Annotated in this window: 1 protein-coding gene; it reads left to right on the top strand. The window is 79.0% G+C overall.

Features of this window, described 5'->3' with window-relative positions; translation table 11 throughout:
* The coding region (locus tag AN218_RS11560) for a hypothetical protein (protein WP_171908652.1) at positions 1-262 on the top strand (262 nt) is incomplete at both ends.

The raw sequence follows: 262 nt of genomic DNA, 5'->3' as shown, positions 1-262 counted from the left end.
CGGGGCCAGCTCGTCGAGTTCGACCGACTGCCGGGCGGCGCCGAGCTGGCGCGCGTGCTGGACGAGGAGGCCGCCGAGGAGGCGGACCATGTACGGCGGACCGCCGGTGCAGCCGGTACGGGAACCGGGACCGGAGCCGTACGGCAGGTGCGCCACTGGAGCGCGGCCCGGTCGGCGGGTCGCGCGTCGTCCGCCGGGGACCCGGCGCCGGTGTGGCGGCCCGGCGGCGTCTATCTCGTCAGCGGCGGTGCCGGCGGCCTCG

It is taken from the genome of Streptomyces nanshensis, assembly GCF_001751255.1.
GTDB classification, from domain to species: domain Bacteria; phylum Actinomycetota; class Actinomycetes; order Streptomycetales; family Streptomycetaceae; genus Streptomyces; species Streptomyces nanshensis_A.
The sequence above is the reverse complement of the archived record's forward strand: the minus strand, read 5'-3'. Positions and strand labels throughout refer to the sequence as shown.